The organism is Burkholderia anthinoferrum, from assembly GCF_002925705.1.
Classification (GTDB): Bacteria; Pseudomonadota; Gammaproteobacteria; order Burkholderiales; family Burkholderiaceae; genus Burkholderia; species Burkholderia semiarida.
In genome coordinates this window covers 18882-45445 of record NZ_LFZP01000004.1, presented here as the reverse complement: position 1 = coordinate 45445, position 26564 = coordinate 18882, and the positions used below count along the sequence as shown (strand labels likewise).

Here is a 26564-nt window from a genome sequence, read left to right as displayed (position 1 = left end):
CCCGATGGCCCACGGCTTTCCCCTTCAGTTGCTGCTCGACCGTGCGCAGGAAGACCTCGACTCGGCCGCGAAGCAGCTCGGCACCGCGCAGCGCGACCGCACCGCGGCGGCCGAACAGCTCGACGCGCTGCTGCGCTACCGCGACGAATATCACGCGCGCTTCGCGCAATCCGCGCAGAGCGGGATGCCGGCCGGCAACTGGCGCAATTTCCAGGCGTTCATCGACACGCTCGATGCGGCGATCGCACAGCAGCGCACCGTGCTCGCCGCGGCCGACGTCCGCATCGACGAGGCGCGCCCGAACTGGCAGCAGAAGAAACGGACCGTCGGCTCGTATGAAATCCTGCAGGCGCGCGGCGTCGCGCAGGAGGCGAAGCGCGACGCCCGGCGCGAACAGCGCGACGCCGACGAACATGCCGCGAAGATCCTGCGCATGCGGGCCGACGCGGCCCGCTCGTCGTAACCGACCACCGCCTTCGAACGAGAGAACCGTCATGCCTCCCCTGCCCCTGCTCGGCGCGCTGCTCGACACCGCCGGCGCCGCACTCAAGGCCACCCGCGGCCCGGGCGCGTCCGCCACTGCCAACGATGCGCCGGCTGCCGCGAGCGCCGTGCCGTTCGCGCAGACGCTGAAGCAAAGCGTCACCACGCGCGGCGACACGGCCAGCACCGGTGCGCCGGACGTGCCGGCCAAACAGGCTGCGTCGAAGCCGGCCGCCGGTGCGAAGCCGTCCGGCACGGACGACGACGACGCAACCGACGCCACGGCCGCGAACGCCACCGCCACCGCCAACCCCGATGCCGCCGCGCTCGCGGCTGCCGCGGCCGTGCAGGCGCAACTGCAGGCGCGCCCGGACACCGCGACGCCGGCCGACGCGACGACCACGGCCGCGGCGGCTGGCGCTGCCGCCGCGCAAAAGACGGCCGTGCCGGGCCAGCCGGACGCCGCGGCCACGCTCGCCGACCATGCAACCCAGGACGCAGCCGCCCTGCCAACCGACCCGGCATCGAGCCGCGACGCGCTGCAAGCGGCGCTCGCCAAGCTGACGGGTGGTGCGAACGCGATTGCGATGCCTGCGACCGGCACGAGCGCCACCGCCACGCCGACGGCGCCGGCCGCGACCACGTCGAACGCCGCCGCGCCGCTCACGCCGAAAGTCCCGACCTTCGACCGTACGCTCGCCGACGCGAAAGGCGCGCTCGCCACCCAGCAGACGCCGGCCCAGGTCACGCCGCAGACGCTGCAGGCCGACGCGACCGCGCAATCCGGCGCACAGCACGCGCTCGCGGCAGCCGGCAACGCAACCGACCCGGCCGCCAGCGCGACGCTCGCGGCAGGCGCGGCGGCCACGGCCGCCGCGCAGGCGAACCTGCAACTGTCGCCGGCTGCCGGTGCGATCGCCGCCGCCAACGCGCACGCGCTCGCGCCGCACGTCGGCACGGCCGACTGGACGGATGCGCTGAGCCAGAAGGTCGTGTTCCTGTCGAATGCGCACCAGCAGAGCGCCGAACTGACGCTCAACCCGCCCGATCTCGGGCCGCTGCAGGTCGTGCTGCGCGTCGCGGACAATCACGCGCACGCGCTGTTCGTGTCGCAGCACGCGCAGGTGCGCGACGCGGTCGAAGCCGCGCTGCCGAAGCTGCGCGAGGCGATGGAAGCGGGCGGGCTCGGGCTCGGCAGCGCGACCGTCAGCGACGGCGGCCTCGCGTCGCAGCAACAGCAGCAAAACCCGCAGCAGACTTTCGCCGGCGGCCAGCCGTCGCGACGCGGGAACGGCGGACCGTCAGCCGTCGATGCACCCGTCGACGCCGCGCGATCCGCACCGGTCGCCGCACCCGTGAGCCGCGCCGGCCTCGTCGATACGTTTGCCTGAGCATGGTCGCTGCCGTGCGCGCGCCGCGTCTAGCGACCGTGCACCGCCGCGGCCGCCTCGCCGCGCGGCACGCCGCCCTTGCGCGCCGCGGCGATGAAGTCCGCCGCGCGTTCGCCGATCATCACCGACGGCGCATTCGTGTTCCCGCCGACCAGCGTCGGCATCACCGACGCATCCACCACGCGCAATCCGTCGACGCCGCGCACGCGCAGTTGCGGATCGACGACCGCGCGCGCATCCGAGCCCATCCGGCAGGTGCCGACCGGGTGATAGATCGTGTCCGCATGCGCGACGATCGTCGCGCGCAGCTCCGCTTCGCTCTGGTCCGGCCGCGTGTACAGCTCGCGCCCGCCCTGCGACGCCAGCGGCGCCTGCGACAGGATGCGGCGCATCGCCTGCGTGCCGCGCACCAGCAGGTCGAGGTCGCGTGAATCGCTGAAGAAGCGCGGATCGATCAGCGGCGCATCGCGCGCATCGCCGCTCGCGAGCGCGACCGTGCCGCGGCTGAACGGCCGCAGTGCGCACACGTGCAGCGAATAGCCGAAGCCCCAGTGCATCTTGCGGTTGTGATCGTCGACGAGCGCCGTGCAGAAATGCAGTTGCAGGTCGGGACGCTCGAGCGACGGGTCGCTCTTGATGAAGCCGCCGGCCTCCGCGACGTTGCTCGTCATCATCCCCGTGCGGCGCGAGAAATAGCGCACGAGCGCCGGCGTCATCTTCGCGATGCCGCGCAGGCACACGCCGACCAGCTCCGACGAATTCACGCGCGTGTTGATGATGAAGTCGATGTGGTCGATCAGGTTCGCGCCGACGTCCGGCGCATCGTGCACGACCGCGATCCCGTGCCGGCGCAACTGCTCGGCCGGGCCGATCCCCGAACACATCAGCAGTTGCGGCGAATTGAACGCGCCGGCCGACAGGATCACTTCCGCACGCGCGCCGAGCGTCTCGAGCCGCCCGTCGCGCGACACGACGACGCCGACCGCGCGCTTGCCGTCGAAGCCGACGCGCAGCACCGTCGCATCGGTGATCACGTGCAGGTTCGGCCGGTTGCGGCCGTAGATATACGCGCGCGCCACGCTGCAGCGCGAGCCGTCGCGATGCGTGACCTGATAGAAGCCGACGCCTTCCTGCGTCGCGCCGTTGAAGTCGTCGTTCAGCGGATAGCCGGCCGCATGCGCGGCCTGGATGAATCGTTCGGAGAACGGATTGCGAAAGCGCAGATCGGACACCGTGAGCGGGCCGTCCGCGCCGTGCCATGCATCCGCGCCGCGCTCGTTGCCTTCCGCGCGGCGGAAATACGGCAGCACGTCCTGCCAGCCCCAGCCCGTCGCGCCCAGTTGCGCCCACTCGTCGTAGTCGCCCGGGTGGCCGCGCGTATAGATCATCGCGTTGATCGCGCTCGAGCCGCCCATCCCGCGCCCGCGCGGCTGGTAACCGCGCCGCCCGCCGAGGCCCGGCTGCGGCACCGTCTCGTAGCCGTAGTTCGTGCCGAGCTTGAACGGCACCAGCGCCGCGATGCCGACCGGCATGTTGACGAGCAGATTGCGCTCCGTATGCGAGCCGGCCTCGATCAGCGCGATCGTCGCATCGGGGCAGGCATCGGCGAGACGGCCGGCAAGGCTCGCTCCGCCCGAACCTCCGCCCACGATGATGTAGTCGTATTGCATGTCACGTCTCCGTCGTGTCATGGAGGTCGCCCGGCACTGCCGCGCGACCGTGTCTCCTCTTTGGAGGGTCTGTTTGCAGATGGAACACGCATGCGAATGCCCGAAATCGCTCGTAGGGCAAGGAGCGACGAGCGACGCCGCCATACGCCCCGAAGGAAGTCCCCTTGGCGGACGGGCGATTTCGGGCATTCCCGTGACATGATCTTTTCAATTTGGGGTTGCCACGAGAACGGCCGCTCGCCGCGTTGTGCTCCTTGGCGATACGTCGGTATTCGCGGCGTCGCGTGCCTCGTGAGCGGCCGTTCTCGCGGCAACGCATGCGTGTTCCATCTGCAAACAGACCCTCGGGGCATTGTAGGAATGGCCGTCCCGTGCGCGGCGCGCCGATTCAAGAGCGATTCCTCTAAACGCCCGCGTGAACTAAATTTAAGATGTGTCGATGCGCTTCGCGCGATGCACCGGCCACGAGAAGCCGATTCGTCGCGAAACGGGAAGAATGACGATGCAGCGCCAGATCCTGCAGGCCGCGTGCCGACCGGGTGATCCAGAGGTCAAGCGCGCGGCCCGCATTTCATTTCAAACGGCGGCCCGCGCGACGCTGCGCGGCGTGATGCGCGCCCTCGGTCGAAATCGAACGGCGCGTGTCGTCGCCGACCGTTTGGACGGTGTCTCGGCGCCGTCGCACGACGCGCGGCGACACGCCGTCACGGACCCGTCGCGCGACGCTGCCGCGGTGCACCGGCACACGCTCGCAAGACGGCGTCGCGTGCCCGCGCGTCACCGCATCGAGCCGTGCTCGCCTGCCGTGCGGCACGACTTTCGGACACGGACACCGTCGCGCGGATACGACGCCGGCCGCATGCATCAACCGGTTTTCGAGCACCCGTCGCATCCGGCCCCGTGCCGCGCGACACGCATCACCCGATCCGCGTCGCCGCGCTCGCCGAGCGTGCGGCGTGACGGCCGGCCGACCAGCCAGGCCCAACTGGAGGAGACGACATGAAGAACGACCTGCCCGAACTGGCTCCGCAAGCACGCCCGTCGGTCGATGCGCTGACGTCGCTGCTGCACGACCAGCGCGCGGCGTACCTGCGCGCACCGTACCCGGCGTGGGACACGCGTGCGCAGCACCTGCGCGCGCTGCGCACGATGCTGATCGACCATGCGGATGCGCTCGCCGACGCGATCAGCGCCGATTTCGGCCATCGCGCGAAGCAGGAAGTGCTGCTGTCGGAAATCTGGATGGCGAAGGAAGAGATCGACGACGCGCTGAAGCACGGCAAGCGCTGGATGAAGCCGATCCGCAAGCCGATGAACAAATGGCTGCGCCCGGCGCGCGCGAAGGTCGTGCCGCAGCCGCTCGGCGTGATCGGCATCGTCGTGCCGTGGAACTACCCGGTGCTGCTCGCGGCCGGCCCGCTGATCTGCGCGCTCGCCGCCGGCAACCGCGCGATCATCAAGATGTCCGAACTGACGCCGCGCACGTCGGCGCTGTTCGAGCAGCTCATCGGCAAGACCTTCACGCGCGACCACGTCGCGGTCGTCAACGGCGACGCGGAGGTCGGCGCCGCATTCAGCGCGCTGCCGTTCGATCATCTGCTGTTTACCGGCTCCACGCAGGTCGGCCGCCACGTGATGCGCGCGGCCGCCGACAACCTCACGCCCGTCACGCTCGAGCTCGGCGGCAAGTCGCCGGCGATCATCGGCCCGAATGCGCGCTTCGACGCGGCCGTCGACGCGATCGTCGCCGGCAAGACGCTGAACGCCGGCCAGACCTGCATCGCGCCCGACTACGTGCTGCTGCCGCGCGGGATGGAAGGCGCGTTCATCGAACGCGCGCGAACCCGCTTCGCGAAGCTGTATCCGGACCTGTCGGCCAACGGCGACTACACGACGATCGTGTCACCGCGCCACTACGCGCGTCTGCAGCAACTCGCGAGCGACGCGCAGGCGGGCGGCGCGCAGCTGCATCCGCTGTCCGACGCGCAGTCCGATCCCGTGTCGCGCCGCTTCGTGCCGTGCGCGCTCACGCGGGTGCCGGCCGCGTCGCAACTGATGCAGGAGGAAATCTTCGGGCCGCTGCTGCCGCTCGTGCCGTACGAACGGCTCGACGAAGCGATCGCATACGTCAACGCGCGCCCGCGTCCGCTTGCGCTGTACCTGTTCGACGAGGATGGCGGCACGGTCGACCGCGTGATGCACGAAACGATCTCCGGCGGCGTAACGGTCAACGAAACGCTGATGCACATCGCGTGCGGCAGCTTGCCGTTCGGCGGCGTCGGCGCGAGCGGCATGGGCGCGTATCACGGCTACGACGGCTTCGTCACGTTCTCGAAGATGAAGCCCGTGCTCACGCAGGCGCGGCTGAACGCGCGCAACCTGCTCGCGCCGCCATACGGCAAGCGCTTCGCCGCGCTGATCAAGCTGATGCTGAAGTTCTGAGGTAGACGGGCCGCGCGCGTCGCGCCGCGGCCCTTGCCGCACGGCATGGGATGCCGCGCACGCAGCCGTCGTCCATCACACGGGCCAGAGCGGCCCTTCCTGCATCGCGCCGATCTGCTCGCGCAATTCGAGCACGCGCGCTTCCCAGTAACGATGCGTGTTGAACCACGGGAACGCGGCCGGAAACGCCGGGTCGTCCCAGCGCCGCGCGAGCCACGCCGCATAGTGGATCAGCCGCAGCGTCCGCAGCGCTTCGACCAGATGCAGCTCGCGCGGCTCGAATTCGCAGAAATCCTCGTAGCCGGCGAGCAGGTCCGCCAGCGCGCGCGACGCGCCTTCGCGATCGCCCGGCAGCAGCAGCCACAGATCCTGAACGGCCGGCGCCATCCGGCTGTCGTCGAAGTCGACGAAATGCGGGCCGGCATCGGTCCACAGCACGTTGCTCGGATGACAGTCGCCGTGCGTGCGCAGCAGGCGGATCTCGCCCGCGCGCTCGAACGCGGCCTCGACGCCTTCGAGCGCGAGTGCGACCGCGGTCTCGTACGCCGGCCTTACGTCATCCGGAATGAAATCGTGCGCGAGCAGGTAGTCGCGCGGCTCGTAGCCGAACGTACCGATGTCGAGCACGGGACGCGCGGCATACGGCTGCGTCGCGCCGACCGCATGAATGCGGCCGATGAAGCGGCCGAGCCATTCGAGCGTGTCGCTGCGGTCGAGATCGGGTGCGCGGCCGCCGCGCCGCTCGAAGATCGAGAAGCGGAAGCCGTCGAACGCGTGCAGCGTGCGGCCGTCGAAGGCTCGCGCGGGCACCGCCGGAATCTCGTGCGCGGCGAGTTCGGCGACGAACGCATGCTCTTCGAGAATCGCGTCGTCCGACCAGCGCGCCGGGCGATAGAACTTCGCGACGACCGGCGGGCCGTCTTCGATACCGACCTGGTAGACGCGGTTTTCGTAGCTGTTGAGGGCGAGCAGGCGCCCGTCGGTGCGCAGGCCGGCCGGCATCAGCACGCTGTCGAGCGCGTCGAGCACGCACTCGGGCGTGAGGCCGGCGAACGGCGGGCTGGCGGGAGAAGCGGGAGCGGAAGTGGTGTCGGTCATGCCCCGCATTGTGCCGCCAGCCGGACCGAAAGACGAGCGTCCGGTACGAGCGTCCTTAGTGAAGCGCCGCGCCGGCCGGCAAGACGGATTCGCCGGTGTCGATCAGGTCCTCGAGAAAGAACGGCTCGGTGTTGAGTTCTTTCGACTCACCCGGCACGCCCGCGTACCAGGTCACCATGGCCATGTCGCCCAGGATGCGCTGGACGATGCCGCGCGCGCCCTTCGGCACCGCGATATGGGTAGTGCAGACGATCGACCCGATATGCATGATGGTTCCCCACTCTTGAATCTTGAAACCCGGCCCGCTGGCGAGCCGGCAAATGCACGATCCGCGCCGCTCTCGGCGGAGCGTTGCGCGTGATCCCATTGTTCACGGTTTATCGAAGCGCGAAAAGAAGAAGAAGCGGGCGAAGTGCCGCGAATTCGTCGAATGTCTCCAATCAACCACTGCGCCGGGCATGCACTTGCCCGCCCGGTTACCCCCATCATACCCTGTCGAATGCGGCTGCCTACCGAAACCGTCCGGCGCCGCCGCGCACGCGCGATCGACGCAACGCGCGTCCCGCTTCGCTTGCGCCGCGCGCAATCGTCGGAGCACGCCCGCGATCGGCGCTCACATCACGTCCCGCGCGTCGCTTGCCGATCGCCTTCTTCCGTTCGCCGAAAGCTTGCATGCGCATCGGCCAGAGAGCGGGCGCCGTCTTGCATCGCCCCGCCCGCGATGCGCCGCCGCCGACAGCAGTTGCGTTCGACGGCTGCCTTGCGGTACCTTTGGCTTTCATTCGCGTTCAATCGCATTCCGACACGATGCATCCGCTCACGTCCGCCCGCGCAACATCCCGGCCGCAGTTCGACTCGCGGCCGCGGGCGTGCGTGCATCCGTCGGTCCTTCCTCCTCCTGTCGCACCGCCGCGCGTCTGCGCCGCGCCGCCCCCGCCGGCGGCACGCGCCGGCTGACTCGCCGGCTTCTTCGTCTTCCATTCGCCCCGTTGTCTGCACGTGCGTGCGTCATGACGCACGGCACGTTGCCGCGCGCGGATGGAACGTTTCGATCCGTTCGACAGGTGGATTCACATGGTTTCGTTCAAACGCGCGCTTGCCGCGCATGGCGCGACGTCGCTCTTCGTGCTGCTGTGGAGCAGCGGCGCGATCTTCGCTGAACTCGGTTTGCGGCACGCCTCCGCGTTCGCCTTTCTCACTGCCCGTTTCGCGCTCGCCTCACTCGTGCTGATCGTGCTGGCCTTCATGCGCAAACGCTGGCTGCCGCGCGGCGAGCGGCGCATGGCCGCGCTGACCGGATTGCTGATGATGGGCGGCTATTCGATCTTCTATCTGCTCGCGCTCGAGCGCGGCATCGCGCCCGGCGTGCTCGCGACGATCCTCGGCGTGCAGCCGATCCTCACGCTCGCGATCGTCGAGCGGCGCTGGCAGCCGGCGCGCATCGCGGGGCTCGCGCTGTCGCTCGCCGGCCTCGCGCTCGTCGTCGGTCGCGGCGTGAGCGGCGGGACGGGCGGCCTGTCGGCGGCCGGCATCGCGTGCGCGCTCACGGCGCTCGTCGCGCTGACCGTCGGCTCGCTGCTGCAAAAGCGCGTGCGCGCGGCGCCCGCCGACGTGCTGCCGATGCAGAACGCGATCGGCCTCGCGCTGTGCGTCGCGATCGTGCCGTTCCGGCCGGTGTCGTTCGAGCTGAACTGGGCGTTCGTCGTGCCGCTGCTGTGGCTCGGCATCGTGATTTCGGTGATCGCGCAACTGCTGTTCTACCGATTGATGCAGCGCGGCGATCTCGTGAACGTGACGAGCCTGTTCTATCTCGTGCCGGTCGTCACCACGCTGATGGATGCCGCGTGGCTCGGCAACCGGCCCGAGCCGCTCGCGCTCGCCGGCATGGGCGCGATCATCGCCGGGCTCGCGCTCGTGTTCCGCGCGCCGGCCGGCCGCCCGCAATCCGACCGCGCGTGAGCGGGCCGGCCGCCGCGCCCGCGGGTGCGGCGGCCCGTATCGGACACATACGACGATTCCGCGAAAATCGAAAGGAACGGGAAAGATGCGTGCAAGGCGTTCGTCTTGTTCGCACGAAAAATGCGAGATTCCCGGGGCTTTCCGCTGATTTTTAATGGTTCGGATAGCGAAAAACGCCGCCGGTTGCCTATACTCGAATGGACCGGCCTGCTCGTAACGGGCCGGACCAACTAGAAACACCCGGCATGGGGCCGGGGTGAGCGCACGCGTGCCGGCTTCGGCCGATATCCCGCGGGGATGGAGCCGCCAAGGCACGCACTGAAGCGCTCACTTCGGCCGACACTGGAGACACGCATGACGACCTATTTCACGATCGGCGACTTCATCCTGTTGATTCCGATGGCGCTGGCCGGAGCGCTATTTCTCGGCGCGGTGCCGTGCGCCACCCAGTTCCGTCACAACCTGCTGCGCGTACTCGGCGTCATTCTCGGCGTCGGCGTCGCGGTATTGCTCGTTGAAGGCCTGCCCGCGCTGATCTAGCGCCACCGCCGTGCGCGACACACCTCGCTGCACGGCAGCGAGGTGACGCACTGCCTGCGCGTCGACGATACGGCGCGCGATGTTTCGCATGCCGTATCGAGTTCCGGTCAGATCGCCTGATCGGTGGACGGCTTTTCCCACAGATTGATGCCGCCTTCCGTCGCGTAGCGATCGATCTCCGCGAGCTCCTCCGCCGAGAATTCGAGGTTCTTCAACGCACCGAAGTTCTCGCGCACCTGCTCCGCCCGGCTCGCGCCGATCAGCGCGGACGTCACGCGGCCGTCACGCAGCACCCACGCCAGCGCCATCTGCGCGAGGCTCTGCCCGCGCCGTTCGGCGATTGCGTTGAGCTTGCGTACATGCTCGAGGTTGTCCGCGCTCAGGTGCTCCTGCTTCAGCGAGCCGCCGCCCGGCTTGTTCACGCGCGCGTCGGCCGGCACGCCGTTCAGATACTTCGACGTGAGCAAGCCCTGCGCGAGCGGCGTGAACGCGATGCTGCCCGCGCCGACGTCGTCGAGCGTGCCGAGCAGGTCGCGCTCGATCCAGCGGTTCAGCAGGTTGTACGACGGCTGGTGAATCAGCAGCGGCACCTTGTACTGCGCGAGCAGGTCGGCCATCTCGCGCGTCTTCGCGGCCGAGTACGACGAGATGCCGATGTAGAGCGCCTTGCCCTGCTGCACGGCCGAGGCCAGCGCGCCCGCCGTTTCCTCGAGCGGCGTATGCGCGTCGAAACGGTGCGAATAGAAGATGTCGACGTAGTCGAGCCCCATCCGCTGCAGACTCTGATCGAGGCTCGCGAGCACGTACTTGCGCGAGCCGCCGCCGCTGCCGTACGGGCCCGGCCACATGTCCCAGCCGGCTTTCGTCGAGATCAGCAGCTCGTCGCGATACGGCCGGAAATCCTCCTTCAGCAGCCGGCCGAAGTTGGTTTCGGCGCTGCCGTACGGCGGCCCGTAGTTGTTCGCGAGGTCGAAATGGTTGATGCCGAGATCGAACGCGGTGCGCAGGATCTCACGCTGCGTCGAGATCGGCGTCGAATCGCCGAAGTTGTGCCACAGGCCGAGCGACAGGGCGGGCAGTTTGAGCCCGGATTTGCCGCAGGTACGGTATTGCATGTCGGCATAACGTTCGGAAGCTGCTTCGTAGGCCATGAGTCTGTTCCGTCAGGACATCGGGGGAAGGGACGCGCGCCGGCCGCGCCGATGGCGCGACGGCGGCGAAGGAGTCATACGACGACTATGGTAGCGAAAGCGGCCGAATCGCGCACGGCGGCACGGCGATGGACGCGACCGCGGCGCTCGCCTACACTGCGGCGTCTCGAATCACCGTTTCAGCGAGGTTGGTATGTCCCGGGTCATCTCGGTTGCACTGCTCGTCGGCGGCATCGTGCTGCTGTATTTCGGCGGCCAGTCGTTCCATTCGATCAACGACAACGTGTCGCGCTTCTTCACCGGCTCGCCCGCGACGAAGACGATCCTGCTGATCGTCGGCGGCGCCGTCGCGTCGTTCATCGGCCTGATCGGCCTCGCGATGCCGGGCGGCAAGCGCTGATCGCGACGCATCCGCGGCTCGCGTCACGCGCGGGGGCCGCGCCAAACGAAACGGGCGGCCAGGCCGCCCGTCGTTTCATCCGCCCGCGATGCGCCGCATCGCGTGGCCGCGGCGGCTTCACCGGCCGCCAGATCCGCGCCTAGAACTGCACTTCCGGCTTCGACGCCGAGCGCGTGCCGGGCACCGGCCGGTTGCTTGCACCGTGGTACGTGTACACGAGCGAGAACTTCACCTGGTCGGAACGGTTCTGCCCGGCCGAATGCAGCGTGTTGCAGTGGAAGAACACGACGTCGCCCGTCTGCAGCGACGGGCACGTGGCCGCGTCGATCATCCTGCGATTTTCCGGCAGATCGCCGCGGAAGAACTTCGCGTCATCGAACGCTTCCGGCCCGAATTCGGCCGTATGCGAGCCGGGCACCAGCCACAGCGCGCCGTTCTCGTTGGTTTCCGGCCCGAGCGCGAGCCACACCGACACCATGTCCGGGCGCTCGAACGCCCAGTAGCGGAAATCGCGATGCCAGCCGGTCAGGCTGCCGTACGCCGGGTGCTTCGTCATCATGCAGTTGTGATGCGCGCGCGACAGCACGGGTTGCTCACCGAAATACTCGCGCATCCACGCGCCGATTTCGGGCGCGATCGCACGCTCGGCGAATGCCGGATCGCGCGCGTACGCATCGAGCAGGCGCCGCACCGTATGCCCGCCGGGCGCATGCTTCGATTCGGGCGCGCCCGGGTAGCGCAGGTCGGCCTCGAATTCGATCGGCTCGGCGGCCTCCCGCAACTGGCGCTCCGCGATCTGCCTGAGCGTCGCGCACTGCGCTTCGCCGACGAGGCCGCGCGCGACGACGAAGCCGCGCTCGCGCAATTCCGCGACTTGCGCGCGGATCGATTCCGACTGCAATGGAGACGACATGGGATGCCAGACGTTTATTGTGTGAATGTGACGATTGTAAATCGGCGCCGGATACCGCGAACAGCGCCATTGTCGTGCGCAGGGGCATGCCAATCGCGGATTTGATCCAGCGCAAGGGAACTGTGCGGCGCGGCACCTGCCTGAGCGACAGGCGGTATGCGGCACACGCGTTGCGGCACAAGGGTTTATCGCGACTTTTGCCCGTCACGAATCCCCTGTAGCCTGACGCGGCCTGTCAATTCTGGCGGGCGCGGCGCGCAACGGGTTTCGGTAAGATCCGTTGCGTCATCCGAGGCCGTTCATACCAGTGCGCTCTGCAGGGCGCCATCCATACAAGCGAAGCATCGTTCACATGCCATTCCGTCTGACTTCCCGTTTCAACCGCGCCGCGAAGCGCGTCGTGCCGTCCGCTCCCGCCCGCCCGCTGCGCCACCACCGCGCACGCACGCAGGCGCTGGCCGAACGTACGCACCCGCACAGCCGGCTGGACGGCATCCGTGCGTGGTTTCACGCGTTTTTCTCGATGATGAGCACGCAGGCGTTCGCGCGCCGCGCCGGCCTGCGCTCGCTGCTGCAGAAGCCGTCGTCGCTGCGCGCGCTCGCGCTGCGCCGCAAGCTCGGCCCGCAGCGCCGCATCAACCGCCCGCGTCGCCTCGCGGCCAGCAACGGCTGGTTCGGGTTCGGCGCGCGCTGAGAATGTACCCGGCGGGCGTCGTCCGCCCCGATCGGCCGCCATTGCTTCGGCGATCGAACCCATAAAAAAACCCCGGCTTGGCCGGGGTTTTTCATTTCAGGCGAGCGACGTTCACGCGACGCGTGCGGTCGGCTCCACGCCGGCCGCTTCGGCCAGCGCGAGCGCCTTGTCGGTCGCTTCCCACGAGAACTCCGGCTCTTCGCGGCCGAAGTGACCGTAAGCCGCGGTCTTCTCGTAGATCGGGCGCAGCAGGTCGAGCATCTTGATGATGCCCTTCGGACGCAGGTCGAAATGCTCGCGCACGAGCTTCGTGATCACCGCATCCGACACGCGGCCCGTGCCGAACGTGTTGACCATCACCGAGGTCGGCTCGGCCACGCCGATCGCGTACGACACCTGGATCAGCGCGCGCGACGCGAGGCCCGCGGCGACGATGTTCTTCGCGACGTAGCGGCCCGCATACGCGGCCGAACGGTCGACCTTCGACGGATCCTTGCCCGAGAACGCGCCGCCGCCGTGCGGTGCGGCACCGCCGTAGGTGTCGACGATGATCTTGCGGCCCGTCAGCCCGCAATCGCCCTGCGGGCCGCCGATCACGAACCGGCCGGTCGGGTTCACGAGGAACTTGATGTCGCCCTTGATCAGTTCGGCCGGCAGCGTCGGCTTGATGATTTCCTCGATCACCGCTTCGCGCAGCGCGGGCAGTTCGATGTCCGGTGCGTGCTGCGTGGACAGCACGACGGTGTCGATCGAATCGGGCTTGCCGTCGACGTAGCGGACGGTGACCTGCGACTTCGCGTCCGGACGCAGCCATTGCAGGCGGCCGTCGCGGCGCAGGCTGGCCTGGCGCTCGACGAGGCGGTGCGACAGGTAGATCGGCAGCGGCATCAGTTCCGGCGTTTCGTCGCACGCATAGCCGAACATCAGGCCCTGGTCGCCCGCGCCTTGATCGAGGTTGTCGTCGTGTGCACGATCGACGCCCTGCGCGATGTCCGGCGATTGCTTGTCGTATGCGACGAGCACCGCGCAACCCTTGTAGTCGATACCGTAGTCGGTGTTGTCGTAGCCGATGCGCTTGATCGTATCGCGCGCGATCTGGATGTAATCGATGTTCGCCGTCGTGGTGATTTCACCGGCCAGCACGACGAGACCGGTGTTGCACAGCGTTTCCGCCGCGACGCGGGAGTATTTGTCCTGCTCGAGGATGGCGTCGAGAATCGCGTCCGAGATTTGGTCCGCGACTTTGTCCGGATGGCCTTCGGAGACGGATTCGGACGTGAAGAGATAATCGTTTGCCACTTTTTCAGGCTCCTGTGTGGTTACGGTTGGTTTCACGTAGCCAGCTTCGTTGGGCCTGAAGCGGCGACGCTTTAGCGGATTACCAGGACCGGGCAGCGTGTGTCGCGCCAGCCGGCTTCGCCCCGCAAGTTGTCAGTTAACTCGGCGAAGCCCGTATTATAGCGGCTTTCCTGAATTGTCACAGAGCGCCGCCCGTGCTGCATCTTCCGCTGTCTTACCACCCTGTTCGCAACGTGCCGGCCAGCCGGCCCCACGGAGATTCCGCATGCTAGGCCGCCTCGGCACGCACCTCGCCATCGGCTTGCTGAAGCTGCTCGCGCTACTGCCGTACGGTCTGACCGCACGGTTCGGCGATGGCCTCGGCTGGCTGCTGTATCAGATCCCCAGCCGGCGAAAGCGCATCGTACATACGAATCTGAAACTCTGCTTCCCCGACTGGAGCGACGAGCGGCGCGAGGACGTGGCGGGCCGGCATTTCCGCCATGCGATCCGCAGCTACGTCGAGCGCAGCGTGCAGTGGTTCGGCTCGGAGAAGAAGCTCGCGAAGCTGATCCAGGTCGACAGCGCGGTCGATCTCACCGATCCGGACCTGCCGCCGACGCTGTTCCTCGGCCTGCACTTCGTCGGCATCGAAGCCGGTTCGATCTGGCTGAACCGGTCGCTGCACCGCCGCTGCGGATCGCTGTACCAGCCGTTCTCGAACGCGGTGCTCGAGGAGGAGGCGAAGAAGGCGCGCGGGCGCTTCGACGCCGAGATGGTCGGCCGCGCGGACAGCGCGCGCGTCGTGCTGCGCTGGCTGCGCGACCGCAAGCCGGTGATGCTCGGCGCCGACATGGACTACGGGCTGCGCAACTCGACGTTCGTCCCGTTCTTCGGCGTGCCGGCGTGCACGCTGACGGCCGTCGGCCGGCTCGCGAAGACGGGCCGTGCGCAGGTCGTGCCGTTCATCGGCGAGGTGTTGCCGAACTACAAGGGCTACCGTCTGAAGGTGTTCAAGCCGTGGGATCACTACCCGACCGGCGACGACGATCTCGACGCGCGGCGGATGAACGCATTCCTCGAGGAACAGATTCCGCTGATGCCCGAGCAGTACTACTGGGTGCACAAGCGCTTCAAGACGCGCCCGCCCGGCGAGCCGAGCCTGTACTGACCCTGCCGCGAGACGTTCGCGGGCGCGCCGTCATGCGCGTGCCCGCGCCCTCGCCACCTTCGGCGCGCCCTTGGCGCGCGCGCGCCAGAGATCGTAGGCCGACTGCTGCGCGAGCCACAGATCGGCCCTTCCCCCGTTTTCCTCGCCGAGCCACGCTTCGAGGCGCAACGCCATTTCCGGCGAGATGCCGGCATGGCCGTGCAGGATCCGCGACAGTGCGGCACGCGTCACGCCGAGTTGCGACGCGGCCTCGGTGACGGTCAGGCCGAGCGCCGGCAGCACGTCGTCGCGCAGCGTTTCGCCCGGATGGGGCGGATTGAAGATGCGGGTCATGGTGTTGGATCAATTCAGTGACGAGGCGCGATGCCGGAAACGCCGGCAGCGCATAGCCGCACTATACGAATCACCGGATTGGGACATCAATTTGACGGGTACGAAATACACATCGCGTACCGGCCACAGCCGAGCCCGCCACGCCGCCCCCTGTCAATCCGCCCGCTCATCATCCGCGCGACCAGTCGGCGCGATCGGCAGACAAGGCCCTCGCCCCCCGCACAACGGACGCCGGCCCGCCCGGCGCAGGACGCCCCTGTCGGCTGCATGTATCATTTGCGGTTGAGATCGGCACGACGAACGAGGCCGCCCGGCATGGCAGCCGGCCGTCCGTGTCGTGCCGACCGCCTTGTTCGCCATGGAATTCCGGACCCAGTGAAACTCTCGTTCACCAAGATGCACGGCGCGGGCAACGACTTCGTCGTGCTCGACGGCTATTCGCGCGCGCTGCCGCCGCTCACCGAAGCGCAGGTGCGCGCGCTCGCCAACCGCCACTTCGGTATCGGCGCCGATCAGTTGCTGCTCGTCGAGAAACCGACCGTCGACGGCGCGGATTTCAAGTACCGGATCTTCAATTGCGACGGCGGCGAGGTCGAGCACTGCGGCAACGGCGCACGCTGCTTCGTGAAGTTCGTCAGCGACCGCGGCCTGACCGACAAGCGCAGCGTGCGCGTGCAGGTCATGAAGGGCCTGATCACGCTGACGCTGCAGGAGAACGGCGAAGTCGTCGTCGACATGGGCGCGCCCGTGTTCGCGCCCGCGCAAGTGCCGTTCGAGGCGTCGGGCCTCGACGGCCGCAAGGAAGGCAACGACACGCTGTGGCCGCTCGACGTCGGCGGCGCGACGCGCTGGATCTCGACGGTGTCGATGGGCAATCCGCACGCGGTGCAGGTCGTCGCCGACGTCGAAGCGTATCCGGTGCTGGAAGAAGGCCCGCTGATCGAGCGCCATGCGCGCTTCCCGCAGCGCGTGAACGCCGGCTTCATGCAGATCGTGTCGCGCCACGAGGTGAAGCTGCGCGTGTACGAACGTGGCGCGGGCGAGACGCTCGCGTGCGGCACCGGCGCGTGCGCGGCGGTCGCGGCCGGTATCCGGCGCGGCCTGCTCGATTCGCCCGTGACCGTGCACACGCACGGCGGCACGCTGACGATCGGCTGGGACGGCGCGCGCGACGAAACCGCCGCGCTGATGATGGCCGGCCCCGCCACGACCGTGTTCGAAGGCGAGATCGACCTGAACGCCTGACCCTGCAACGTCCCTGATAACTGAACGCTCCAGCCACATGAACGATCGCGAAGTCGCCGACTACCTGCTCGCCAATCCCGAATTCTTCGCGCAGCACGCCGAACTGCTCGCGACGATCCGTCTCGCGAACCCGCACGGCAAGGCCGCGATCTCGCTGCAGGAGCGGCAGATGGAAATGCTGCGCGACAAGAACAAGCATCTCGAACGCCGGCTCGCCGAGCTCGTGCGCTACGGCCACGAGAACGACAGCCTGTCGGCGAAGTTCAGCCGCTGGACCGCGCGCGTGATCGCGGAACGCGATCCGTATGCGCTGCCGCGCACGATCGCCGACGGCATCGCCGACGTGTTCGACGTGCCGCAAACGGCGCTGCGCGTGTGGGACGTGGCCGACACCTACGCGCAAGCCGATTTCGCCCGCCAGGTCGGCGAGGAAGTGCGCCTGTTCACGAACGGGCTGTCGACGCCGTACTGCGGCGCGAACACGGGCTTCGAGGCCGCCCAGTGGCTCGCGCCCGCGCGCGCCGCCGCGAGCGCGGCGGAAGGCGCCGAAGCCGCGCCGGCCGGCGACGGCTCGGCCGCGTCGGTCGCGCTGCTCGCGCTGCGTGCGCCGCTCGCGGGCAACGATGCACCCGCGTTCGGCCTGCTGGTCCTCGGTTCGCCCGATCCGCGCCGCTTCCACGACGGGATGGCCACCGACTTCCTCGCGCAGATCGCGACGCTCGCGAGCGCCGCGCTCACGCGCCTGCTGCCGCACTGATCCGCCGCACGCGATGACCGACGATCCGATCGCCGCCTACCTGTCGAACCTGAAGCACGTCAGGCAACTGTCGGAACACACGCTGCGCGCATACACGCACGAGCTCGACGAACTGCGGAAGCTTGCCGCCGGCCGGCCGCTCGAAGCATTGACCGCCGGCGACATGCGCGGCGCGGTCGCGCGCGCGCATGCGGGCGGGCTGTCCGCGCGCTCGATCTCGCACCGGCTGTCCGCCTGGCGCGCGTTCTACCGCTGGCTCGCGCAACGCATCGAGATGCCCGCGAACCCGGTCGCCGCGGTACGCGCGCCGAAGCGCCCGAAAACCCTGCCGAAGGCGCTGTCGGTCGACGACGCATCCGCGCTGATGGACGCGCCGCTCGCCGGCACGACCGAAGGCATCCGCGATCACGCGATCCTCGAGCTGTTCTATTCGTCGGGGCTGCGCCTCGCCGAATTGATCGGGCTCGACGTCCGGTACACGCAGGCCGACGGCTACCGCTCGGCCGGCTGGCTCGATCTCGCCGAGGCCGAAGTCACCGTGCGCGGCAAGGGCAACAAGGAGCGCAAGGTGCCGGTCGGCCGCAAGGCGATCGACGCGCTGAACGCGTGGCTCGCGGTGCGCGGCGAGTTCGTGAAGCACGATCCGCATCCGCTGTTCGTGTCGGTGCGCGGCAACCGGATGTCGCCGGGCGTGGTGCGCGAGCGCGTGAAGCGCGCGGCGCTCGCCGCCGGCATCCCCGCCAACGTCCACCCGCACGTGCTGCGCCATTCGTTCGCGACGCACGTGCTGCAGTCGAGCGGCGACCTGCGCGCGGTGCAGGAACTGCTCGGCCACGCGAGCGTCGCCGCGACGCAGGTCTATACGTCGCTCGACTTCCAGCATCTCGCGAAGATTTACGACAGCGCGCATCCGCGCGCGAAGAAGCGCGACTGACGCGCGCCCCGTGTTACCCGCCGCGCGCGGCAGCCGGCACCGGCCGGCGTCGCGCCCGGCCCCTTTCGATCTCACCATGCAAACCGTCACCCTCAAGCCGTCCAAGGAAAAATCGCTGCTGCGCCGCCATCCGTGGATCTACGCCAATGCGATCGACCGCGTCGACGGCAAGCCCGCGCCCGGCGCGACCGTGCTCGTGCGCGCGCACGACGGCCGCTTCCTCGCGCGCGGCGCGTACAGCCCCCAGTCGCAGATCCGCGTGCGGGTGTGGAGCTTCGACGAGCACGAACCGATCGATCACGCGTTCTTCAAGCGCCGCGTGCAGCGCGCGGTCGCGCACCGCACGACGATGGTGTCGGGCACGGGCGCGGTGCGGCTCGTGTTCGGCGAAGCCGACGGGCTGCCGGGGCTGATCGTCGACTACTACGTCGCGGACACCGCCGAAGCCGGCGCCGCGCCGCGCGGCCAGCTCGTCTGCCAGTTCATGGCCGCGGGCGTCGAAGCGTGGAAGGACGCGATCGTCGCGGCGCTCACCGGCGCGACCGGCTGCCCGAACGTGTACGAGCGCTCGGACGTGTCGATCCGCGACAAGGAAGGGCTCGAACAGACGACGGGCGTACTGGCCGGCGACGCGCCGCCCGCGACGCTGATCGCGAACGAAAACGGCGTGCGCTACCACGTCGACGTGCCGAACGGCCACAAGACGGGCTTCTATGTCGACCAGCGCGACAACCGCGCGCTCGTCGCGCAGTACGCGGCCGACCGCGACGTGCTGAACTGCTTCTGCTACACGGGCGGCTTCTCGCTCGCGGCGCTCAAGGGCGGTGCGAAACGCGTCGTGTCGATCGACTCGTCGGGCGACGCGCTCGCGCTCGCGCAGCAGAACGTCGTGGCCAACGGCTTCGACGCGGCGCGCGCGACCTGGCTCGACGCCGATGCGTTCAAGACGCTGCGCCGCCTCGTCGACGAAGGCGAGCGTTTCGACCTGATCGTGCTCGATCCGCCGAAGTTCGCGCCGACGCGCGACAGCGTCGATCGCGCGGCGCGCGCGTACAAGGACATCAACCTGAGCGGCTTCAGGCTGCTGCGTCCGGGCGGCCTGCTGTTCACGTACTCGTGCTCGGGCGCGATCGACATGGACCTGTTCCAGAAGATCGTCGCGGGCGCCGCGGCAGACGCGAAGGTCGACGCGCGGATCCTGAAGCGGCTCGGAGCGGGCGTCGATCACCCGCTGCTCGCGGCGTTCCCGGAAGGCGAATATCTGAAGGGCCTGCTGTTGCAAATCGTCTGATCGCCCCGATCTTGGCGGACACCCCGGTCCGCCGGCCCCGCCTGTCGGGCCGACGCTTGCCCCTGTCGTCCGGACGACGGGCGGGGGCTTGACAGGTATGTTTCAATGGATGGTTGTGCGCCCCGGCTCGCAGCGCGAGGGCGCGACGCACATCCTGGTTTTGACCCCGATTCACGAACCACAGGCGACCGACATGGCCACTCCCGTCACCATCCTTACCGGCTTCCTCGGCAGCGGCAAGACGACGCTGCTCAAGCGCATCCTGAACGAACAGCACGGCATGAAGATCGCCGTGATCGAGAACGAGTTCGGCGAAGAGAACATCGACAACGAAATCCTCGTGCAGGATTCGAACGAGCAGATCATCCAGATGAGCAACGGCTGCATCTGCTGCACGATCCGCGGCGACCTCGCCCGCGCGCTCGGCGATCTGGCCGCGAAGAAGCGCGAAGGCAAGCTCGATTTCGACCGCATCGTGATCGAGACGACCGGCCTCGCGAACCCGGGCCCGGTCGCACAAACGTTCTTCATCGACAGCGAAATCGCCGACGATTTCCTGCTCGACGCGGTCATCACGCTGGTCGACGCGAAGCACGCGAACGCGCAGCTCGACGAACACGAAGTGGTGCAGCGCCAGGTCGGTTTCGCCGATCGCCTGTTCATCACGAAGTCGGATCTCGTCGACGATCAGACCGTCGCCGGCCTCAAGCACCGCCTGATGCACATGAACCCGAAGGCCGCGATCAAGGTCGTGAATTTCGGCGAGGCGGACATCAAGGAAATCTTCGACCTGCGCGGCTTCAACCTGAATGCGAAGCTCGAGATCGATCCCGATTTCCTCGCCGAGGACGATCACGCGCACGACCACCACGATCACGACCATGATCACGATCACGCGAATTGCGACCACGATCACGGTCAATGCGCGCACGATCACGACCACGGCCACGGCCACCACCATCACCACCACGCGCACCACGACGACAAGATCAAGTCGTTCGTGTACCGCAACGACCGCCCATTCGACCCGAACAAGCTGGAAGACTTCCTCGGCGGCATCCTGCAGATCTACGGCGAGCGGATGCTGCGCTACAAGGGCGTGCTGTACATGAAGGGCGTCGACCGCAAGGTCGTGTTCCAGGGCGTGCACCAGATGATGGGCAGCGACCTCGCGGCGAAGTGGCTGCCGGTCGAGAAGAAGACCAACAAGATGGTGTTCATCGGCGTCGACCTGCCGCAGGACCTGATCACCGACGGCCTCGACGCCTGCCTCGCCTGACCCGCGCGGGCGCCCGCCGCGCCCTTGCTGCCCGGCCGCCTGCGAGGCGGCGGGGGCTGCCGCGCGACGCCTTTGCCGGGCAGGGTTTCGCCGTCATCGCTTTTTCGCGATTTGCGCGTTATATTTTCTAGATATTGGCGCAGCCGACGGGGATCGACCCGATACGGCGCCCGCTTGCGATTCAGTTACAATACGTGCCCGCTGGAGTACGGCAACAAACAGGCCCGGTTCTTGCTGAACCAGTTTTCCGGGCATCGCAACCGCGCCGGATCGCCAATCCGCCTCCCGGCCGCGGCCGATGCGATGTGCCGCGCAGCACACCGGTTCGCAGCGCGCGCAAATCTGCGCCAGGCCTATCCTGGTATTTGAGAACCGGTTTTCCAGAGGCTTTCGGCCCCGCGGCGGCAAATCGCAAATGATTGCAAGCGCGGTTGCGGGTAATCCCAAAGTGCAGGCAATATCTGTTGATTTGCCGCACATTGAAGAAGCAAGCAGATGACGAAGAAACTCTTGACCGAAGCCGAAATCCTGAAGATGAGCGACAAGGATTACATGAATGAGGATCAGCTCGCCTTCTTCAAAAATCGGCTCGAACAGTTGCAGGCGGACATCCTCAAGAATGCAGGCCAGACGACCGAGAACCTGCGCGAGACGGTGATCGTCCCCGATCCCGCCGACCGCGCGACGATCGAGGAAGAGCACGCGCTCGAGCTGCGCACGCGCGATCGCGAACGCAAGCTCCTCAAGAAGGTTCAGCAGTCGCTCGCCCGCATCGATTCCGGCGATTACGGCTGGTGTGAGGAAACGGGCGAGCCGATCGGCATTCCGCGCCTGCTCGCGCGTCCGACCGCCACGCTGTCGCTCGAGGCGCAGGAGCGCCGCGAGCTGCGCCAGAAGCTGTTCGGCGACTGATCGAGCGGCATTCCGCTCCGACACACGCTGCTTCCCGAAAGCGCGCGGCCTGCCGCGCGCTTTTTGTTTTCCGGCACCGGTTCAGGGCCTGTGCCCCTGATAACGGGCTTGCGCCGACCGATTTGCCTCCCCCTCTTGATATCCCGGCGCCCGCCCTAAAATGAAACGGACGCGCGCCGGGCCGCTCCCTGGCGCACTGCGGATTCACGCGGCGGCGCGTCGCGCCGCCCGACTCTTCCCCGTTTTTCTCAAGGAACGCAGATGGAGCAATTTCACGGCACGACCATCGTTTCGGTCCGGCGCGGCGACAAGGTCGCGCTCGGCGGCGACGGCCAGGTAACCCTCGGCAACATCGTCATGAAGGGTGGCGCGCGGAAAGTGCGGCGGATCTACAACAACCAGGTACTGGTCGGATTCGCGGGCGGCACCGCCGATGCGTTCTCGCTGCTCGACCGCTTCGAGGCGAAGCTCGAGAAGCACCAGGGCAACCTGACCCGCGCGGCGGTCGAGCTCGCGAAGGACTGGCGCACCGACCGGATGCTGCGCCGCCTCGAGGCGATGCTGATCACGGCCGATGCGAACACCACGCTCGTCATCACCGGCAACGGCGACGTGCTCGATCCGGAAGGCGGCATCTGCGCGATCGGCTCGGGCGGCGCGTACGCGCAGGCAGCGGCCCGCGCGCTCGTCGAGAACACCGAACTGTCGCCGCGCGAGATCGTCGAGAAGTCGCTCGGGATCGCCGGCGACATGTGCATCTACACGAACCACAACCGCATCATCGAAACGATCGAGTAAGGACCGCCCCATGAGCACCATGACCCCTGCCGAGATCGTCTCGGAACTCGACAAGCACATCATCGGCCAGAACAAGGCGAAGAAGGCCGTCGCCGTCGCGCTGCGCAACCGCTGGCGCCGCCAGCAGGTCGCCGATCCGCTGCGCACGGAAATCACGCCGAAGAACATCCTGATGATCGGGCCGACGGGCGTCGGCAAGACCGAAATCGCGCGCCGCCTCGCGAAGCTCGCCGATGCGCCGTTCATCAAGATCGAGGCCACCAAGTTCACCGAAGTCGGCTACGTCGGCCGCGACGTCGACAGCATCGTGCGCGACCTCATGGAGACCTCGGTCAAGCAGACGCGCGAGACCGAAATGCGCAAGGTGCGCAGCAAGGCCACCGACCAGGCGGAAGACCGCATCCTCGACATCCTGCTGCCGCAACCGCGCGCGGTGGGTTTCGGCGGCAATGCCGATCACGCCAACGACGACAACAACGCGACGCGCCAGACCTTCCGCAAGCGCCTGCGCGAAGGCCAGCTCGACGACAAGGAAGTCGAGCTCGACCTCGAGCAGCCGTCGGTCGGCATGGACATCATGGCGCCGCCGGGCATGGAAGAGATGACCGAGCAGATCCGCTCGATGTTCTCGAACCTCGGCAGCGGCAAGAAGCAGCGCCGCAAGGTGAAGATCAAGGAAGCGCTGAAGCTGCTGACCGACGAGGAAGCGGCGAAGATGCTGAACGAAGAGGAAGTGAAGACGAAGGCCGTGCAGAACGTCGAGCAGAACGGCATCGTGTTCCTCGACGAGATCGACAAGATCACGTCGCGCAACAACGAAGGCAGCGGCGGCGAAGTGTCGCGCCAGGGCGTGCAGCGCGACCTGCTGCCGCTCGTCGAAGGCACGACGGTCAACACGAAGTACGGGATGGTGAAGACCGATCACATCCTGTTCATCGCGAGCGGCGCGTTCCACCTGGCGAAGCCGAGCGATCTGATTCCCGAACTGCAAGGCCGCTTCCCGATCCGCGTCGAGCTCGATTCGCTGTCGGTGAACGATTTCGAAGCGATCCTCGTCGCGACCGACGCAAGCCTCGTCAAACAGTACCAGGCGCTGCTCGCGACCGAGGACGTGCAGCTCGAATTCGCCGACGACGGCATCCGGCGCCTCGCCGAGATCGCGTTCGCGGTCAACGAGAAAACCGAGAACATCGGCGCGCGCCGGCTGTACACGGTGATCGAGAAGCTGCTCGAGGAAGTGTCGTTCTCGGCCGGCAACCATGCGGGCGAGCGCGTGACGATCGACGCGAAGTATGTCGATCGCGCGCTCGGCGAAGTGTCGCAGGACGAAGACCTGTCGCGCTACGTGCTGTAACGCGCGCAGTGCGGGACGAGAGACGGGCGGCCCCTTCGGGGGTCGCCCGTTTTCATTGGTGCGCCCGCTTACTGCCGCACCGGCTTCTTCGCGAGCTTGCGCTGCAGCGTGCGGCGGTGCATGTTCAGCGCGCGCGCGGTCGCCGAAATGTTGTTGTTGTTCTCGGCCAGCACGCGCTGGATGTGTTCCCATTCGAGCCGGTCCACCGACAGCACGACCGGATTCTCGAGCGCCTCGTCGGCCTGCACTTCGGTCGCGTTGGTCTGCAGCGCGGCCAGGATCGACTCGACGTTCGCCGGCTTCGCGAGGTAGTTGTCGGCGCCTTCCTTCACGGCCTGCACGGCGGTCGCGATGCTTGCGTAGCCGGTCAGCACCAGGATCCGCGCATCGGGCTGCAGGTCGCACAGCGGCGCGATCAGGCTCAGCCCCGAATCCTCGCCGAGATGCAGGTCGACGGTGATGAACTGGAACTTGCCGCCCGCGGCGAGCCTGAGCGCCGCCTCCTTGTCGTGCGCCTGCTGGACCGCGTAACCGCGGCGCTCGAGGCCGCGCGCGAGCGTGCCCGCGAACACCTCGTTGTCGTCGATCACCAGGAAATTGTTCTCGCTCATGTGGTTTCTCCGTCTACGTGTTGGTTGAGGCCGCCGGCATCGCGACGCGCACGACCGGCAGGCGCAGCACGGCCCGCGTGCCGCGCCCGGCCGCCGCGCCGGCCGGGCGGCTCTCCGGCGTGCCGGCTGGCCGGTCGACCGTACGTGCGCCCGTGCGTTGTCCCGATGCGGCCGCCGCGTGGCCGTTTGCCGCGCCGCCGGCCCGCCCGTTGCCGCTCGCGGCGCGCGGCGCGACATCGGACAGCTCGATCTCGCCGCCGAGCCGCGCGGCCGCGCTGAACGCGAGGTACAGGCCGACGCCGTGCCCGCCCTGCGTGCTGTCGACCGGCATCGCGCCGAGCGATTCGCGCAGCGCGGCCGGAATGCCGGGCCCGTCGTCGCATACTTCGAATTCGATTTCGTCGGCCGTGCCGCCATGCGCGACCTTCGCGGCGAGCGTCACGCGCTGCGGGCTCGCGCGCGCGGCGTTGTCGAGCAGGATCGTCAGGATCTGGCCGGCCGCGACGGTATCGTCGAGCGCGACGCCGGCCGGGCGCGCACCGAGCAGCTCGAACTGCACGTGCGGATGCCGCAGGCGCCAGTGCTCGACGAACGTGTCGAGCCAGTCGTCCACCGGCTGGCGGCTCGCCGGCGCGCTCGCGCGGCTGCGCAGGCGCGCGAGCGCCGACGTGCAGAGCGTCATCTGTTCCTCGAGCACCTTCAGGTCGGCCTCGTAGCGCGCGAGCCCCGGATCGGCGCGCGCCGCATCGCGCAACTCCTCGGCGAGCATCGCGATCGTCGACAGCGGCGTGCCCATTTCATGTGCGACGGTGGCGGCCTGCACGCCGAGCGCAACCGCCCGCTCGTCGCGCAGCAGGTGCTGCTGCGCCTCGCCGAGCGCCGCGTCGCGCTGGCGCAGCGCATTCGACATGCGCGCGACGAACCACGCGATCAGCCCGACGCTGACCATGAAGTTCGCCCACATGCCGGTACGGTAGTAGTCGAACAGGTTCGCCGGATTGTCCATGTTGAGCGGCACCGAATCGAAGCCGAGCGCCGCGTAGCAGGCCACCGCGAACGCCGCGAGCCAGATCATCAGGTGCCACGGCAGCACGGCCGCGGCGATCGCGAGCGACGGCAGGTACAGCGACACGAACGGATTGGTCGTGCCGCCCGACAGGAACAGCAGCGCGGACAGCGCGCCGAGGTCGACCCACAGCTGGCCGAGCAACTCGAAATTGGTCTCGGGCCGCGCGCGCAGCACGCGCACCCAGGTCAGCGCGTTGAAAACGATTTCGAGCGCGATGACCATCAGCATCGCCGGCAACGGCAAGTGCACGCCGAAATAGGCCTGCACGACGCCGATCGTCACGAGCTGGCCGATGATCGCGAGATTGCGCAGCCAGAACAGGTGGCTGAGGTTGACGCGCCCGGTGGTGGTGATTCGTTGCATCCGAGCAGTTTACCCGTTTAGCGGGCGGCGCCTCCACGGGGCCGGATCGGGAAGGACGAATGGACGGTCGGACGCCCCGGCGCGGCGTCCGGGGGCGCGAGCGAGCGACGTCAGCCGGGCGCCGCCGCCATGCGCCGCGCGATCTCGTCGGCGAGGCATTCCGGGCAGAGGCAGCGCGCGCGGGCTGCCGGGGCCGTGTCGCCCGGCAAGACCGGCATCGCAGCGCACCAGCAGTCGAACGGCTGCGTGTGCGCGCCGCAGTCGAAACCGCGCCCGCAGTGCGGACAACGCGCACGGCGCGGGGCCGAACGGGCGTCGGCGGCGGAATCGGTCATGGTCGAGGTGCGGAAGCGGGCACGAACGTCGCCCTACGCGACTAGCATAGCGCGGCCGACGGATTTTGCACGTCGGCCGTCTGGCCGACGGCT

Annotated in this window: 27 protein-coding genes; 17 read left to right on the top strand and 10 right to left on the bottom strand. The window is 68.2% G+C overall.

The features are described from left to right. Positions 1-4: 4 nt before the first annotated feature. Complete coding sequence (gene fliJ / locus C5F75_RS02100; RefSeq protein ID WP_059583972.1) at positions 5-463, top strand: flagellar export protein FliJ; 459 nt, start codon at positions 5-7, stop codon at positions 461-463. 31 nt (positions 464-494) lie between these two features. After that, positions 495-1874: a flagellar hook-length control protein FliK gene (locus C5F75_RS02095; protein WP_104011819.1), complete on the top strand. Its 1380-nt coding sequence runs from the start codon at positions 495-497 to the stop codon at positions 1872-1874. A gap of 29 nt (positions 1875-1903) precedes the next feature. On the opposite strand, the gene C5F75_RS02090 is transcribed toward C5F75_RS02095, so the two are convergent. Beyond that, on the bottom strand, positions 1904-3544 hold the full coding sequence (locus tag C5F75_RS02090; RefSeq protein ID WP_059583975.1) for a GMC family oxidoreductase: 1641 nt from the start codon (positions 3542-3544) through the stop codon (positions 1904-1906). Positions 3545-4040: 496 nt separating this feature from the next. Between C5F75_RS02090 and C5F75_RS36655 the strand changes: the two genes are divergently transcribed. After that, positions 4041-4547: a hypothetical protein gene (locus C5F75_RS36655; RefSeq protein WP_155634564.1), complete on the top strand. Its 507-nt coding sequence runs from the start codon at positions 4041-4043 to the stop codon at positions 4545-4547. After that, positions 4544-5986 (top strand): coniferyl aldehyde dehydrogenase, encoded by a 1443-nt coding sequence (locus C5F75_RS02075; RefSeq protein ID WP_059583978.1) that lies wholly within the window; start codon positions 4544-4546, stop codon positions 5984-5986. Before C5F75_RS36655 ends, C5F75_RS02075 begins: the two co-directional genes overlap by 4 nt. Before the next feature lie 75 nt (positions 5987-6061). On the opposite strand, the gene C5F75_RS02070 is transcribed toward C5F75_RS02075, so the two are convergent. After that, the gene (locus C5F75_RS02070) at positions 6062-7093 is read right to left on the bottom strand and encodes a serine/threonine protein kinase (RefSeq protein ID WP_059583980.1); all 1032 of its coding nucleotides are present in this window, start codon (positions 7091-7093) and stop codon (positions 6062-6064) included. A 46-nt stretch (positions 7094-7139) separates the two neighbouring features. Next, complete coding sequence (locus C5F75_RS02065; protein WP_006477514.1) at positions 7140-7352, bottom strand: hypothetical protein; 213 nt, start codon at positions 7350-7352, stop codon at positions 7140-7142. A gap of 806 nt (positions 7353-8158) precedes the next feature. Here C5F75_RS02065 and C5F75_RS02050 point away from each other — a divergent pair. Both C5F75_RS02050 and C5F75_RS02045 read left to right on the top strand, forming a co-directional pair. Beyond that, positions 8159-9043: a DMT family transporter gene (locus C5F75_RS02050; protein WP_104011818.1), complete on the top strand. Its 885-nt coding sequence runs from the start codon at positions 8159-8161 to the stop codon at positions 9041-9043. Positions 9044-9397: 354 nt separating this feature from the next. After that, positions 9398-9583 carry a hypothetical protein gene (locus tag C5F75_RS02045; RefSeq protein WP_006482800.1) on the top strand — a complete coding sequence of 62 codons (186 nt, stop codon included), beginning with the start codon at positions 9398-9400 and terminating at the stop codon, positions 9581-9583. Positions 9584-9690: 107 nt separating this feature from the next. Here the strand turns inward: C5F75_RS02045 and mgrA are convergent, their stop codons facing one another. After that, complete coding sequence (mgrA, locus tag C5F75_RS02040; RefSeq protein ID WP_059583983.1) at positions 9691-10734, bottom strand: L-glyceraldehyde 3-phosphate reductase; 1044 nt, start codon at positions 10732-10734, stop codon at positions 9691-9693. A gap of 193 nt (positions 10735-10927) precedes the next feature. On the opposite strand from mgrA, the gene C5F75_RS02035 reads away from it, so the two are divergent. Continuing rightward, entirely contained in the window at positions 10928-11134 is a 207-nt protein-coding gene (locus tag C5F75_RS02035; RefSeq protein ID WP_059583985.1) for a DUF3185 family protein, read from the top strand. Positions 11135-11273: 139 nt separating this feature from the next. On the opposite strand, the gene C5F75_RS02030 is transcribed toward C5F75_RS02035, so the two are convergent. Continuing rightward, positions 11274-12047 (bottom strand): phytanoyl-CoA dioxygenase family protein, encoded by a 774-nt coding sequence (locus C5F75_RS02030; protein ID WP_059583986.1) that lies wholly within the window; start codon positions 12045-12047, stop codon positions 11274-11276. 352 nt (positions 12048-12399) lie between these two features. Here C5F75_RS02030 and C5F75_RS02025 point away from each other — a divergent pair, with 352 nt between their 5' ends. Next, on the top strand, positions 12400-12741 hold the full coding sequence (locus tag C5F75_RS02025) for a hypothetical protein (RefSeq protein WP_059583988.1): 342 nt from the start codon (positions 12400-12402) through the stop codon (positions 12739-12741). 111 nt (positions 12742-12852) lie between these two features. Here C5F75_RS02025 and metK read toward each other — a convergent pair whose 3' ends face one another. Then, positions 12853-14040 (bottom strand): methionine adenosyltransferase, encoded by a 1188-nt coding sequence (gene metK / locus C5F75_RS02020; protein WP_011546455.1) that lies wholly within the window; start codon positions 14038-14040, stop codon positions 12853-12855. A gap of 265 nt (positions 14041-14305) precedes the next feature. On the opposite strand from metK, the gene lpxL reads away from it, so the two are divergent. Continuing rightward, entirely contained in the window at positions 14306-15190 is an 885-nt protein-coding gene (gene lpxL, locus C5F75_RS02015) for a lauroyl acyltransferase LpxL (protein WP_059583990.1), read from the top strand. A gap of 30 nt (positions 15191-15220) precedes the next feature. On the opposite strand, the gene C5F75_RS02010 is transcribed toward lpxL, so the two are convergent. Continuing rightward, the gene (locus C5F75_RS02010) at positions 15221-15523 is read right to left on the bottom strand and encodes a HigA family addiction module antitoxin (RefSeq protein WP_059583991.1); all 303 of its coding nucleotides are present in this window, start codon (positions 15521-15523) and stop codon (positions 15221-15223) included. 375 nt (positions 15524-15898) lie between these two features. Between C5F75_RS02010 and dapF the strand changes: the two genes are divergently transcribed. The 8 genes from dapF (at position 15899) to hslU (ending at position 24093) form a co-directional block, all read left to right on the top strand. After that, a complete protein-coding gene (gene dapF / locus C5F75_RS02005) occupies positions 15899-16768 on the top strand; it encodes a diaminopimelate epimerase (protein WP_059583993.1) in 870 nt (289 codons plus the stop codon). Between the two features lie 37 nt (positions 16769-16805). Then, complete coding sequence (locus C5F75_RS02000) at positions 16806-17525, top strand: DUF484 family protein (RefSeq protein WP_059583995.1); 720 nt, start codon at positions 16806-16808, stop codon at positions 17523-17525. Between the two features lie 13 nt (positions 17526-17538). After that, the gene (gene xerC / locus C5F75_RS01995) at positions 17539-18459 is read left to right on the top strand and encodes a tyrosine recombinase XerC (protein WP_059583996.1); all 921 of its coding nucleotides are present in this window, start codon (positions 17539-17541) and stop codon (positions 18457-18459) included. A 76-nt stretch (positions 18460-18535) separates the two neighbouring features. Next, on the top strand, positions 18536-19750 hold the full coding sequence (locus tag C5F75_RS01990; RefSeq protein WP_011546461.1) for a class I SAM-dependent rRNA methyltransferase: 1215 nt from the start codon (positions 18536-18538) through the stop codon (positions 19748-19750). A gap of 193 nt (positions 19751-19943) precedes the next feature. Continuing rightward, complete coding sequence (locus C5F75_RS01985; protein ID WP_059584036.1) at positions 19944-21029, top strand: CobW family GTP-binding protein; 1086 nt, start codon at positions 19944-19946, stop codon at positions 21027-21029. A 495-nt stretch (positions 21030-21524) separates the two neighbouring features. Beyond that, entirely contained in the window at positions 21525-21941 is a 417-nt protein-coding gene (dksA, locus tag C5F75_RS01975; protein ID WP_006477498.1) for an RNA polymerase-binding protein DksA, read from the top strand. A 261-nt stretch (positions 21942-22202) separates the two neighbouring features. Further along, entirely contained in the window at positions 22203-22739 is a 537-nt protein-coding gene (gene hslV / locus C5F75_RS01970; RefSeq protein WP_059583998.1) for an ATP-dependent protease subunit HslV, read from the top strand. A gap of 10 nt (positions 22740-22749) precedes the next feature. Then, positions 22750-24093: an ATP-dependent protease ATPase subunit HslU gene (hslU, locus tag C5F75_RS01965; protein WP_059584000.1), complete on the top strand. Its 1344-nt coding sequence runs from the start codon at positions 22750-22752 to the stop codon at positions 24091-24093. 68 nt (positions 24094-24161) lie between these two features. Here hslU and C5F75_RS01960 read toward each other — a convergent pair whose 3' ends face one another. The 3 genes from C5F75_RS01960 to C5F75_RS01950 form a co-directional block, all read right to left on the bottom strand. Further along, positions 24162-24704 carry a response regulator transcription factor gene (locus C5F75_RS01960; RefSeq protein WP_021156278.1) on the bottom strand — a complete coding sequence of 181 codons (543 nt, stop codon included), beginning with the start codon at positions 24702-24704 and terminating at the stop codon, positions 24162-24164. A gap of 13 nt (positions 24705-24717) precedes the next feature. After that, positions 24718-26136 carry an ATP-binding protein gene (locus tag C5F75_RS01955; protein ID WP_059584001.1) on the bottom strand — a complete coding sequence of 473 codons (1419 nt, stop codon included), beginning with the start codon at positions 26134-26136 and terminating at the stop codon, positions 24718-24720. 110 nt (positions 26137-26246) lie between these two features. After that, positions 26247-26471, bottom strand: a complete 225-nt coding sequence (locus C5F75_RS01950; RefSeq protein WP_059584003.1) for a cysteine-rich CWC family protein — start codon at positions 26469-26471, stop codon at positions 26247-26249. Positions 26472-26564: the final 93 nt, after the last annotated feature.

Coding starts and splice junctions, on each gene's coding strand:
- fliJ (WP_059583972.1), top strand. CDS start 5: ATGGCCCACGGCTTTCCCCTTCAGTTGCTGCTCGACCGTGCGCAGGAA.
- C5F75_RS02095 (WP_104011819.1), top strand. CDS start 495: ATGCCTCCCCTGCCCCTGCTCGGCGCGCTGCTCGACACCGCCGGCGCC.
- C5F75_RS02090 (WP_059583975.1), bottom strand. CDS start 3,544: ATGCAATACGACTACATCATCGTGGGCGGAGGTTCGGGCGGAGCGAGC.
- C5F75_RS36655 (WP_155634564.1), top strand. CDS start 4,041: ATGACGATGCAGCGCCAGATCCTGCAGGCCGCGTGCCGACCGGGTGAT.
- C5F75_RS02075 (WP_059583978.1), top strand. CDS start 4,544: ATGAAGAACGACCTGCCCGAACTGGCTCCGCAAGCACGCCCGTCGGTC.
- C5F75_RS02070 (WP_059583980.1), bottom strand. CDS start 7,093: ATGCGGGGCATGACCGACACCACTTCCGCTCCCGCTTCTCCCGCCAGC.
- C5F75_RS02065 (WP_006477514.1), bottom strand. CDS start 7,352: ATGCATATCGGGTCGATCGTCTGCACTACCCATATCGCGGTGCCGAAG.
- C5F75_RS02050 (WP_104011818.1), top strand. CDS start 8,159: ATGGTTTCGTTCAAACGCGCGCTTGCCGCGCATGGCGCGACGTCGCTC.
- C5F75_RS02045 (WP_006482800.1), top strand. CDS start 9,398: ATGACGACCTATTTCACGATCGGCGACTTCATCCTGTTGATTCCGATG.
- mgrA (WP_059583983.1), bottom strand. CDS start 10,734: ATGGCCTACGAAGCAGCTTCCGAACGTTATGCCGACATGCAATACCGT.
- C5F75_RS02035 (WP_059583985.1), top strand. CDS start 10,928: ATGTCCCGGGTCATCTCGGTTGCACTGCTCGTCGGCGGCATCGTGCTG.
- C5F75_RS02030 (WP_059583986.1), bottom strand. CDS start 12,047: ATGTCGTCTCCATTGCAGTCGGAATCGATCCGCGCGCAAGTCGCGGAA.
- C5F75_RS02025 (WP_059583988.1), top strand. CDS start 12,400: ATGCCATTCCGTCTGACTTCCCGTTTCAACCGCGCCGCGAAGCGCGTC.
- lpxL (WP_059583990.1), top strand. CDS start 14,306: ATGCTAGGCCGCCTCGGCACGCACCTCGCCATCGGCTTGCTGAAGCTG.
- C5F75_RS02010 (WP_059583991.1), bottom strand. CDS start 15,523: ATGACCCGCATCTTCAATCCGCCCCATCCGGGCGAAACGCTGCGCGAC.
- C5F75_RS02000 (WP_059583995.1), top strand. CDS start 16,806: ATGAACGATCGCGAAGTCGCCGACTACCTGCTCGCCAATCCCGAATTC.
- xerC (WP_059583996.1), top strand. CDS start 17,539: ATGACCGACGATCCGATCGCCGCCTACCTGTCGAACCTGAAGCACGTC.
- C5F75_RS01990 (WP_011546461.1), top strand. CDS start 18,536: ATGCAAACCGTCACCCTCAAGCCGTCCAAGGAAAAATCGCTGCTGCGC.
- C5F75_RS01985 (WP_059584036.1), top strand. CDS start 19,944: ATGGCCACTCCCGTCACCATCCTTACCGGCTTCCTCGGCAGCGGCAAG.
- dksA (WP_006477498.1), top strand. CDS start 21,525: ATGACGAAGAAACTCTTGACCGAAGCCGAAATCCTGAAGATGAGCGAC.
- hslV (WP_059583998.1), top strand. CDS start 22,203: ATGGAGCAATTTCACGGCACGACCATCGTTTCGGTCCGGCGCGGCGAC.
- hslU (WP_059584000.1), top strand. CDS start 22,750: ATGAGCACCATGACCCCTGCCGAGATCGTCTCGGAACTCGACAAGCAC.
- C5F75_RS01960 (WP_021156278.1), bottom strand. CDS start 24,704: ATGAGCGAGAACAATTTCCTGGTGATCGACGACAACGAGGTGTTCGCG.
- C5F75_RS01955 (WP_059584001.1), bottom strand. CDS start 26,136: ATGCAACGAATCACCACCACCGGGCGCGTCAACCTCAGCCACCTGTTC.
- C5F75_RS01950 (WP_059584003.1), bottom strand. CDS start 26,471: ATGACCGATTCCGCCGCCGACGCCCGTTCGGCCCCGCGCCGTGCGCGT.